The 11813-nt window shown below is 31.6% G+C and carries 11 protein-coding genes; 3 read left to right on the forward strand and 8 right to left on the reverse strand.

Annotated elements, in window-relative coordinates; translation table 11 throughout:
- The 8 genes from HKO22_RS00925 to hrcA form a co-directional block, all read right to left on the reverse strand.
- Positions 1–384, reverse strand: coding sequence for a DUF1284 domain-containing protein (locus HKO22_RS00925; protein ID WP_169967886.1), 384 nt, complete (start codon positions 382–384; stop codon positions 1–3).
- On the reverse strand, positions 385–1683 hold the full coding sequence (gene mtaB, locus HKO22_RS00930; RefSeq protein ID WP_169967888.1) for a tRNA (N(6)-L-threonylcarbamoyladenosine(37)-C(2))-methylthiotransferase MtaB: 1299 nt from the start codon (positions 1681–1683) through the stop codon (positions 385–387).
- The gene (locus HKO22_RS00935) at positions 1683–2372 is read right to left on the reverse strand and encodes an RsmE family RNA methyltransferase (RefSeq protein WP_169967890.1); all 690 of its coding nucleotides are present in this window, start codon (positions 2370–2372) and stop codon (positions 1683–1685) included. Before HKO22_RS00935 ends, mtaB begins: the two co-directional genes overlap by 1 nt.
- Complete coding sequence (prmA, locus tag HKO22_RS00940) at positions 2365–3267, reverse strand: 50S ribosomal protein L11 methyltransferase (RefSeq protein ID WP_169967892.1); 903 nt, start codon at positions 3265–3267, stop codon at positions 2365–2367. The genes HKO22_RS00935 and prmA overlap by 8 nt, the downstream gene beginning before the upstream one ends.
- Before the next feature lie 74 nt (positions 3268–3341).
- Positions 3342–4472 (reverse strand): molecular chaperone DnaJ, encoded by a 1131-nt coding sequence (gene dnaJ, locus HKO22_RS00945; protein WP_075658986.1) that lies wholly within the window; start codon positions 4470–4472, stop codon positions 3342–3344.
- Positions 4473–4635: 163 nt separating this feature from the next.
- Positions 4636–6462, reverse strand: a complete 1827-nt coding sequence (dnaK, locus tag HKO22_RS00950) for a molecular chaperone DnaK (protein ID WP_075658987.1) — start codon at positions 6460–6462, stop codon at positions 4636–4638.
- Between the two features lie 26 nt (positions 6463–6488).
- Positions 6489–7064: a nucleotide exchange factor GrpE gene (gene grpE, locus HKO22_RS00955; protein ID WP_169967894.1), complete on the reverse strand. Its 576-nt coding sequence runs from the start codon at positions 7062–7064 to the stop codon at positions 6489–6491.
- An 8-nt stretch (positions 7065–7072) separates the two neighbouring features.
- Complete coding sequence (gene hrcA / locus HKO22_RS00960; protein ID WP_075658989.1) at positions 7073–8095, reverse strand: heat-inducible transcriptional repressor HrcA; 1023 nt, start codon at positions 8093–8095, stop codon at positions 7073–7075.
- Positions 8096–8296: 201 nt separating this feature from the next.
- Here hrcA and lepB point away from each other — a divergent pair, with 201 nt between their 5' ends.
- From lepB to hemW, 3 genes are read left to right on the forward strand one after another with little or no spacing between them, the layout of a single operon-like run.
- Positions 8297–8821 carry a signal peptidase I gene (gene lepB / locus HKO22_RS00965; protein WP_075658995.1) on the forward strand — a complete coding sequence of 175 codons (525 nt, stop codon included), beginning with the start codon at positions 8297–8299 and terminating at the stop codon, positions 8819–8821.
- A gap of 30 nt (positions 8822–8851) precedes the next feature.
- The gene (gene lepA, locus HKO22_RS00970) at positions 8852–10663 is read left to right on the forward strand and encodes a translation elongation factor 4 (protein WP_169967896.1); all 1812 of its coding nucleotides are present in this window, start codon (positions 8852–8854) and stop codon (positions 10661–10663) included.
- A complete protein-coding gene (gene hemW, locus HKO22_RS00975) occupies positions 10650–11789 on the forward strand; it encodes a radical SAM family heme chaperone HemW (protein ID WP_169967907.1) in 1140 nt (379 codons plus the stop codon). Before lepA ends, hemW begins: the two co-directional genes overlap by 14 nt.
- Positions 11790–11813 lie beyond the last annotated feature (24 nt).

Raw genomic sequence — 11813 nt, forward strand, 5'->3', positions numbered from 1 at the left:
TTACCTCCTCATAGTTTCAACTTCTTTGCAAAGCTCATTCCACTGACAATCTTTACAAATTTCTTCTCGCCTATCTCTATCAAATATTATATCACAGGTCAAATTTCTAATGTCACTCCAAAAATATTTTTCATCTGAACTTAAATTTAAAATTTTTAAAACTTTCTCGTCATAGGCCTTTACTTTTTCATCATTCTTGCAGTGATCTCCAAGATTTTCTGGACAGTGTTTACAAATATCGTCTAGATCTTTTATTAATTTTACCTCTGAATTTTCCCTCAATTTTTCTATAACTTCACCCATGTTTTTTGAAAAGTCTTCGCTATAACCTTCGTTTACAAAATTTTCTGTGCAAAGTAAATGATGTGCTCTTATTTTTAACATTTAATCACCAACAATTTCACAGTTTGCAATCTCACCAGTATCTAAAATTTTTACATTTTTTATTTTATTTTTTAAATTTGCATCACTTTTTGTCTTAACTCTAATGTAATTTGTCGTGTAGCCATAATACTCTCCATCATGTTCTTCTTCAAATAAAACCGATTGAGATTTTTTCATATTTTCCTTTTCAAAAATTTCTTGATACTTTTCTCCAAGGGCAATTAATTTTTCTGACCTTTCTTTTTTCACATTGCCATCAATTTGGTTTTGCATTAAAGCTGCCTTTGTGTTCTTTCTCTTAGAATATTTGAAAACGTGAATCCTTGAAAAACCAACTTCCTCCACTATTTTCATTGAGTCCTCAAAATCTTTTTCGCTCTCTCCAGGAAATCCCACAATTATATCAGTAGTAAGACCTGCATTTGGCATATATTCTCTAATAATACTTACTTTCTCAATATAATCTTCTCTAGTATATCTTCTGTTCATTGCCTTTAGGATATTATTTGATCCACTTTGCAAGGACAAATGAAAGTGATTACAAAGTTTTCCAGTCTTTACTGCTCTTTTCATAAAATCCTGTGAAATAATTATTGGCTCAACAGATGAAAGTCTAATCCTCTCAAATCCATCAACTTCTGCAATACTTTCTATTAAATCTATTAACCTAATATCGCCCATATCCATGCCAAAGGATCCAATGTGAATTCCCGTCAAGACAATTTCTTTAAATCCACGATTAGCAAGTGTCTTTGCTTCTCTCACAGAATCTTCAATTGTCCTAGATCTAATTGGACCTCTTGCAAAGGGAATTATACAATAAGTGCAAAATCTATTGCATCCATCTTGTACCTTCATGTAAGCACGAGTTCTATTGTTGCTGTCAAAGTTTGTAGTATTTGCAAATTCACGAATATTTTTTAAATCCCTTACAATATTTATTTTTTTATGAGATTCCCTTGACTCTTCTATTAAATCAACAATTTTATCTCTTTCAGTAGTTCCAATCACGACATCCACACCATCAATATTTTTAACTTCCTCGGGGCTTACTTGTGAATAACAGCCCACAACTGCAATTACAGAGTCTGGATTTTTCTTTTTTGATTTTCTAATAAATTGTCTAGATTTTCTATCTGATAAATTTGTAACCGTGCAAGTATTTACAATGTACACATCGCTAAATTCATCATTATCAACTTGTTTATATCCCCTCTTTTCAAAAATTTCGCTCATGGCTTCTGATTCATATTGATTTACTTTGCAGCCAAGAGTTAAAATTGAAAAAGTTTTTTCCATTACTCACACTCCTTCGCATGTATTATATAAAAAGATGCAGCGATTGCAGCTGTTTCTGCTCTTAAAATTCGCTTTCCGAGACCAACTTTTTTTGCATCCTTTAAAACTTTAAGTTCTCTATCTGATATTCCGCCCTCAGGTCCAATTACAAGCCCTATATTGTCGCCTAAATTTGATATAATTTCTCCAAGCTGATTTTTATTTTCATCTTCATAGCAAAGTACTATGTCTCCCTTAAATTTTAAAATATCATCAGTCTTTATTATATCGTGAACTATTGGAATAATATCTCTCTTAGATTGTTTTGCCGCAGACTCCACAATTTTTTGAAATCTTTCTTTTTTCTTGTCCGCCTTTTTTGAAAGGTCAGAAATTGTCCTATCCATTAAAACTGGGTAAAAATTGCTCACTCCTATTTCTGTTGCGTGGCGCAACACATCTTCTGATTTATTATTTTTTAAAACACCAAAAAATAAAGAAAGTCTTACTTTTGATTCGTTTGAATTTTCTATTTTGCCAATTTTTTTTATTTTTTTATCAAAATATGCAAAGGAAAAAATTCCATCTTCAAAAACAACTTGAAACTCTTCACCATCATTTATTCTAATTACATTTTTTAGATGATGGAGAGTTTCTTCCTTTAATTTTGTGTTTCCTTCAAATTTTCTATCTTCAAAAAATCTATACATTTAACTTTCCCACAATGGCAACCCAGTCATTTTTTTCAACTTCATCTACTATTTCAAATCCATTGTCTTCTAGAGCGTCGATCACCCTTTGTCTTCTTTCTTTAATAATTCCTGAAGTTATAAAAATTCCACCATTATCCATGTGATTTTTCAAATTTTTAATTTCATCAACAATTATTTCTGCAATTATGTTTGAAACAATTAAATCTGCCCTTCCCTTTACGATGTCAAGAAGATTTCCCTTTTTGATTTTCATTTTGTCTGCTACATCATTTAATTTTGCGTTTTCATAAGATGCTTTGATGCACTTCTCGTCAATATCTATGGCAAGAGCTTCTTTTGCTCCAAGTTTTAGTGCAGCAATTGCAAGTATTCCAGACCCACATCCAATGTCAAAAATTTCATCGTCTTCACGCACATATTTTTCTAAAAGCTCAAGACACATATAAGTTGACTCGTGAGTTCCTGTACCAAATGCCATTCCTGGATTTATTTTTATAATTTTTCTTTCACTTTCATACTCTTCCCATTCAGGTACTACTGCTAAACTTTCTCCGATTTCAAGAGGTTTATAATATTTTTTCCAGTTATTAGCCCAATCCTCGTCATCTTTTTCTTCTATTGTCAAGCTTCCTAAATTTTTATCTTCAATTTCTGTTTTTATTTTTTTAGCATCTTCTAAATTTTCTGGATATACTTTTATTTTAAAAATTTTTTTATCTGAATTTAAAAGAGGATAATCTATAAAATCCCAATCTTTTTCATCTTGGTCAAGTTCCTCAAATAAATCGCTGGAAACTTCTTCACAGTTATAAATTCCATAGTCAAAAAGAATACCTTCTATTAAATCTTTTTTATCCTTTGAAGTATCTATTGTCATTTCAATGTATTTCAATCTAATCACCTGAACTCATTATATATTACCTTAAATTTTTATACAATTTAAAAAATGCGAATCAATGATCCGCATTAGTCAAATAAATCCTTTAACTTGTCTAAAAATGACTTTTTGTTTTCTTCAACTTCTGGCTCAGTTTCTCTTAATTCTTCCAAAAGTTTTCTCTGTTCATCAGATACTTTCTTTGGAATAATAATATTAACTTTGAAGAAAAGATCTCCCCTTTGATTTTCCCTATTTACATAGGGAACGCCTTCTCCCTTTAATCTAAAGACAGTGCCGCCAGTTGTACCCTTAGGTATTTCATAATCAACTATCTTTTTAAGTGTTGGAACTTTTATCTTTGCTCCAAGGACAGCATCTGGATAAGAAATTGGAATGTCAAGATAAATATCATTGCCATCTCTTTTAAAAACTGCATCAGATCTTACTCTAATGTAGACAAAGACATCTCCATTTTCGCCGCCATTTTCACCAATGGAACCTTGACCTCTTAGCGAAATAATATTACCATTGTCTACACCCTTAGGAATATTTACTTTTAATTTCTTGCTCTTTAATACTGAACCTTTGCCTCCACATTCTTTACATGGTTTCTCTATTACTTCGCCAGTTCCATTGCACTTGTCACAAGATGAAGTCCTAACAAATCTGCCAAAAGGTGTGTTTTGTTCTGAAGTTACTTGACCAGTTCCATTACACTTGTCACATTTGTGTTTTTCTGTTCCTGGCTCCATTTTGCTTCCCTTACAATGCTCACACTCTTCCTTTACCTTTACAGTGATTTCTTTTTCAACGCCAAAAATTGCTTCAAAGAAATCCAAAGTTACATCCACTCTAGTATCTGGGCCCTTCTTTGGCATGTTCCTTCTATTTTCATATTCATATCTATTAGACCTAGAACCTCCAAAAATATCAAAAATATCGTCAAAAATATCAGAAAATCCTCCAAAACCACTAGTTCCAGAGCTTCCAACATTGCCCTTTAAACCCTCTTCTCCATAGACATCGTAAATCTGCCTTTTTTCGTCATCAGAAAGAACCTCATAGGCATAAGAAATTTCTTTGAACTTTGCCTCTGCAATTTCGTCTCCTGGATTTAGATCTGGATGATATTTTTTTGCGAGTTTTTTATAAGATTTCTTTAATTCCTCTTTGGTTGCATTTTTTTTAACTTCAAGAATTTCATAAAAATTTCTCATCTTCCACCTCATTAGTTTTCCATTCTAATATAAAGTCTTGAAAAAATAAAGTTTATTTTAAAATTTGCTAAAAAATCTATAAATTAATTATCAAAAATAAAATAAATTAATTTTTAAACATAAAAAAAGTTGCAGCCTAAACTGCAACAATTCTATTTAATTATTATTCTTCGTCATCATCTACAACTTCATAGTCTGCATCAACTACATCATCATCATTTTTTGCTTCAGATGATCCAGCTTGTCCTTGTGCACCTTGTTGTTTATAAATTTCTTCAGAGATTGCATAGAAAGCTTGAGTTAACTCTTCAGTCTTAGACTTAATAGCTTCAAGGTCTTCGCCATCCTTTACATCTTTAAGACTCTTGATTGCATCTTCAATCTTAGTCTTATCAGCATCAGAAATTTTACCTTCAACATCTTTTAATGTGTTTTCAGATTGATAAATAATTGAATCTGCGTTATTTTTTGCCTCAATTAATTCCTTCTTCTTAGCATCTTCTTGCGCATACATTTCAGCTTCCTTAACCTTCTTTTCGATTTCTTCTTCATTTAGGTTAGTAGAAGATGTAATTGTGATGTGTTGTTCCTTACCTGTACCAAGGTCTTTAGCGCTTACATTTACAATGCCATTTGCGTCGATGTCAAATGTAACTTCGATTTGTGGCACTCCCCTTCTTGCTGGTGCAATACCATCAAGTGTAAATCTACCAAGAGTTACATTGTCCTTAGCCATTTGTCTTTCACCTTGAAGTACGTGAATTTCTACAGAAGTTTGATTATCTGCTGCAGTTGTAAATACTTGTGACTTCTTAGTTGGAATAGTTGTATTTCTTTCAATAAGTCTTGTAGTAATATTACCCATAGTTTCAATTCCAAGAGATAGTGGTGTTACATCAAGTAATAATAAGTCTTTTACATCACCTGATAGAACTCCACCTTGAATTGCTGCACCAAGAGCAACACATTCATCTGGGTTAATATCTTTTTGTGGTTGTTTTCCAGTCAACTTTTTAATACATTCTTGCACTGCTGGAATTCTTGTTGAACCTCCAACTAGAAGAACTTTATCTATATCCTTTGCAGAAAGTCCTGCATCTGATAATGCATCTTTAACAGGTCCTTCCGTCATTTTTACAAGATCAGCTGTAAGTTCATCAAATTTAGCACGAGTTAAATCCATATTTAAGTGAAGTGGACCAGCTTGTGATGCTGTAATAAATGGAAGATTAATATTAGTTGACAATGTTGAAGAAAGCTCCTTCTTAGCTTTTTCAGCAGCTTCTTTAAGTCTTTGAAGACTCATCTTATCAGCCTTTAAATCAATTCCATTTTCTTTTTTAAATTCTTCAGCAATATAATCGATAACTCTGTTGTCAAAGTCATCGCCACCTAATTTATTATTACCACGAGTTGCATGTACTTCAAATACTCCATCAGAAAGTTCAAGGATTGAAACATCGAAAGTACCACCACCAAGGTCATAAACCATTACAGTTTGTGCCTCTGTATCCTTATCTTCTCCATAAGCAAGAGCAGCCGCAGTTGGTTCATTTACAATTCTTTTCACATCAAGACCTGCGATTTTTCCTGCATCTTTAGTTGCTTGTCTTTGAGCATCTGTAAAGTAAGCTGGAACTGTAATAACCGCTTCAGTAATTTTTTCTCCAAGATAAGATTCTGCATCAGATTTTAATTTTTGTAAAATCATAGCTGAAATATCTTGTGGTGTATAAGTTTTTGAATCTATCTTTATATTAAAGTCAGAACCCATGTGTCTCTTAATAGAAGAGATAGTTCTGTCAGGGTTTGTAATAGCTTGTCTCTTAGCAGTTTCTCCTACTAATCTTTCACCATCTTTAGTAAAAGCTACAACAGAAGGTGTAGTTCTATTACCTTCAATGTTTGGAATTATTACAGCGTCTCCACCTTCCATTACTGCTACTGCAGAGTTAGTTGTTCCTAAATCAATACCAATTATTTTTCCCATAATAAATTTCCTCCTAAATAAATCACTTATTGTGAAACTTTGACCATTGCAGGTCTTAGCGTTTTGTCATTAATTAAATAACCTTTTTGTAAAACTTCAATTACATAGCCACTGTCGTATTCATCAGAATCTTCAGTGAGCACTGCGTGGTGATACATTGGGTCGAATTCTTCACCCAGAGCCTTCATTTCAACAATACCTTCCTTTTTAAGTACTTCAGTAAGTTGATCCTTTATCATCATTATCCCGTCATAAGTTGAATCCCTATCACCAATAGAATTCATTGCTCTTTCAAAATTGTCAATGACAGGAAGTAAGTCGTTTACAACCTTTTTAACTCCAAGTTCAATATATTCAGCCTTTTGAGCTTCAGTTCTTCTCTTGTAATTTGCGAAATCAGCTTGAAGTCTCATAAACTTATCAGTTAGTGCTTGATACTTTTCATCGTCACTTTCGTAGTCGATAATTTTTTCAGAATCCTCTTCTGTCTTCGTATCATTACTAATATTTTCATTATTTATATTCTTATTTTCATTAACAGCTTCTTCTTTAATATCTTCTTCTTTTTTTATATCTTCTTTTTTTATATCATCATTTGTCATGTACTCCCTCACATTTCTTTTAATCCTCTAGTAAGTGCATCACTAAAAATTTTAACGACCTTGACCAATCTCATATAATCAATCCTAACTGGTCCAATAATTCCAATACTTCCATAGATACCATAATCTTTAGTAAAGGGTGCTCTAATAATAGTATTTTCTTTCATTAAACTTGCACTGTTTTCTGAACCAATTATTACTTCCACATCTCCTGTGAAATTATCATCTTTTAAGATTTGAAATAAACTGTCTCTATCCTCAACTAAACTCATAAAATCTTTAGCCTTGTCAAGATCCCTATATTCGTCAAAATTCAAAATATTAGTGAGACCATCATAATAAATTTCAATGGATGAGACCTTTTTATTAAATTCACTTGCGATTTTTACAACATTGGAAATAAAATTCCCATATCTAATCATATTATCGGAAAGAGAAATTTTAAGTGATTCAATTTTGTCAAAGTCAATTCCCGACATTTTTTCATTTAAAACTTTCTCAATATAATAAAAATCTTCATCAGAAATATTTTCTATTTCTAAAAAATATCTTTCTATTACTCCCTTATCGCCTATTAAGACCAAGAGTGCCGTATTTCTATCGATTTTTACAAGAGTAAGTCTTTTTATTTTTGTATCAGCCTTTTGTGGTGTAATTAAATATGCCGTGCAATTACTGATGTTGGCGAGCAAATTAACTGAATTTTTATAAAAGTCTTCTAAATTTCTAGAAGTATATAAAATTCTGTCTTTGATTTTTTTAGAAGCATCTATATCATGAAATTCGCTAAAACTTTTAAAAATTTCATCAACATAAAATCTATAAGCCTTATCAGAAGGAATTCTTCCCGCTGATTGATGCGGCTTATTTAAAAAACCAAGATCTTCAAGATCTGCCATTTCATTTCTTATAGTCGCAGAACTAACTCCAAGATGATATTCTTTAGATAGAGTTCGTGACCCGACGGGAGTTGGCATATCGATATATGCTTCAATTATGGCATTTAAAATATTTATTTTTCTAGCATCCATAATTTCCTCCTTTATTAGCACTCATTGGTGTTGAGTGCTAATCTATTTATATAGTACCCTCTTCTCTCCTATTTGTCAAGGAATTTTCAAAAATTTTTTATTATTTTTATTATAAAGTAAAATGTTATTAACTGTAATAAATCAAAAATTTTCCAATCTTCTATATATTTATGTTAAAATTAGTAATTGGAGATGATTCAATTGAAAAAAAATGAAACTTTGTCTTTTATTCTTACAATTGTTGCTGCAGTTTTAATTGCACTATTTGTGAGGAACTTTATTTTTAATATAGCTGTTGTTAATGGAGAGTCCATGCACCCAACATTAAATGAAAAAGATAAGTTAATTTGTCTTTCTTATAAAAGGTTCACTGATATACCTAGAGGCGAAATTGTTGTAATTGACGCACCAAACGACAATAGGAATTACATTAAAAGGCTTATTGGAAAGCCTGGCGACACAATTGAGTTTAAAGAAGGAAAAGTTTATTTAAATGGAAGTCTATTAAAAGAAAACTACACTTCAACTGATGTCACAGAATCTGACCAAAAAAGTTTTATACTAAAAGATAATGAATATTTTGTAATGGGAGATAACAGACTGCCGGGCATGAGTGTTGACTCGAGATACTTTGGACCAATCGAAAAGAAAAGAATAAAATCAGCGGCAGTCTACAGAATTTTACCTCTTAAAAGTAGAGGGAAAATTGAAACTTTGATAAAATAAAAATATCCCCTAAAATACGGAGGTAAAAATTTGAGAAATCAAAATAATATTAGAAATTTTTCAATAATAGCACATATTGATCACGGCAAATCCACTCTTGCCGATAGACTAATTGAGTCAACTGGAATGCTCACCAAAAGAGAAATGGACGATCAAGTCCTCGACTCCATGGATCTTGAACGTGAGAGAGGAATTACAATTAAATTAAAAGCTATTAGACTTATATATAAAGATGATAGAGATGGCAAAGAGTATATTTTAAACTTAATTGACACTCCAGGGCATGTTGACTTCAACTACGAAGTTTCTCGCTCCCTTGCTGCTTGCGAAGGTGCCATTGTAGTTGTAGATGCTTCACAGGGCGTTGAAGCTCAAACTCTTGCAAATGTCTATCTTGCTATTGATCAAGACCTTGAACTTGTTCCAGTGATAAATAAAATTGATCTTCCAAGTGCAAGACCCGATGAGATAAAACAAGAAATAGAAGATATTATTGGCATCGACACTGAAGGCATTCCACTTATTTCTGCAAAAGAAGGTATTGGAATTGACGATGTACTTCACGCAATTATAGATAAAATTCCTGCACCAAATGGCGACTACAATTCCCCACTTAAAGCTCTAATTTTTGATTCAATTTATGACTCTTATCGAGGAGTAATTTGCCACGTTAGAATCATTGACGGCTCAGTAAAACCAGGTGATGAAATACTTATGATGGCTACAGGTAAAACTTTTGAAGTAGTTGAAGTTGGAGTAACTTCCAATGGTCACATTCCTCTTGACTCTTTAAATGCAGGCGAAGTTGGTTTTATAACTGCTTCAATTAAAAATGTCAAAGACGCTAGAGTCGGTGACACTATCACTTTAAAAAATAATAAAACAAGTGATCCCATGCCTGGATATAAAAAAGTTGTACCAATGGTATTCTGTGGTGTGTATCCTGGCGAAGGCGAAGAATACAACAATGTTCGCGACGCCTTAGAAAAACTACAAGTAAATGATGCAGCCCTAGACTTTGAAGCAGAAACTTCTGTTGCTCTTGGGTTTGGGTTTAGATGTGGCTTCTTAGGACTTCTTCACATGGAAATTATCCAAGAAAGACTAGAAAGAGAATTTAATTTAAATATTGTTACTACTGCTCCATCTGTTATTTACAATGTAATGAAAAAAAATGGCGAGATGATTTCTATTCAAAATCCATCAAATTTGCCTGATCCAACAGAAATTGATTACATGGAAGAACCAATTGTAAAAGCAGAAATTATGACTCCAACAGATTATGTTGGTCAAGTTATGGAACTATGCCAAAATAGGCGTGGTGTCTTTAAAGATATGCAATACTTAGAAGAAACTAGAGCACTTATAACTTATAACATGCCCCTAAATGAGGTAATTTATGATTTTTTTGATGCACTTAAATCAAAGACTCGTGGCTATGCATCCTATGATTATGAATTAATTGGCTATGAAAAATCTAATCTCGTTAAACTTGATATTTTAATTAATGAAGAGCTTGTAGATGCTTTCTCATTAATTGTTCACGAATCAAATTCTTACCTTCGTGCAAGAAAAATTTGTGAAAAGTTAAAGGATGTAATACCAAGACACCAATTTGCAGTACCAATTCAAGCTGCAATAGGAAATAAAATTATTGCAAGAGAAACTATTCGTGCCCTTAGAAAGGACGTCCTTGCTAAATGTTACGGTGGCGATATCTCTAGAAAGAGAAAACTCCTTGAAAAACAAAAGGAAGGAAAGAAGAGAATGCGTACTGTAGGTAATGTTGACATTCCACAAGATGCTTTCTTGTCTGTATTAAAATACGATGAAGAAAAATAAAATTTCAATTTATATTCATATACCCTTTTGTGAGAGTAGATGTTACTATTGTGACTTCTGCTCTTCTCTTTTAAATAAAGAAAATGAAGAAAAATATTTTTATTATTTAGAAAGAGAAATAAAATTACAGGAAAATATTTTAAAAGAAAGAACTATTGACACTATTTTTATTGGTGGTGGTACTCCTTCTTCTGTGGACGAGAAATTTATTGTGAGAATTTTAAGCGTTTTAAAAAATTATGATTTTAGTGAAAACGCAGAAATTACAATAGAGTCCAATCCCAATTCTCTTACAAGAAGAAAAGCAGAGATCTTTTTTAATTCTGGCATTAATAGAATTTCCATTGGAGCACAATCCTTTAACGATGAAATATTAAAAAAAATTGGAAGAATTCATAACTCTGCTGATATTTATAAAGCTATTGAAAATGCAAGAATTGCAGGATTTACAAATATAAATTTAGATTTAATGCTTGCACTTCCATCACAAAAGTTTTCTGATATATTAAAATCAGTTAATGAAGTAAAAAAATTAAATCTTCCTCACATTTCTTATTACTCATTGATTTTAGAAGAAAGTACAATTCTTTATAAAGCGCACAAAAAAAATCCTCTAGACTTCCCTAATGAACTTGAGGATAGAAAAATGTATCACTATGTAGTCAAAGAATTTGAAAAAATTGGTCTCCATCAATATGAAATTTCAAATTTTGCGAAAAAGGGATTTAAGTGTAGGCACAATTTAATTTATTGGAAGCTAATGGACTATATTTCCTTTGGGCTAGAGGCTTCTTCAAATATAAAAAATTTAAGATATAGAAACTTTTCTGATTTTAAAAATTATTATAATTCAATTGATAAAAATGATTTGCCCATAGAATTTTCTGAAAAATTATCTGAAATCGATAGAATTAATGAATTTATAATGTTGGGGCTTAGACTTAATTCAGGGATAGATATAGATGAATTTAAGGAAAAATTCCAAAAAGATTTTTTTAAAATTTATGAAAGTGAAATCGAAAAAAATATTGTTCTTGGATTAATAAATATTAGTGAAAATAAAATCTATCTCACTAAAAGGGGAAGAGATTTATCAAATCAAGTAGAACTAGATTTTTTTAAGTAAAAATAAAGCTAGATGCACAAAACT

Source organism: Peptoniphilus faecalis, from assembly GCF_012976305.1.
GTDB lineage: Bacteria > Bacillota > Clostridia > Tissierellales > Peptoniphilaceae > Peptoniphilus_A > Peptoniphilus_A faecalis.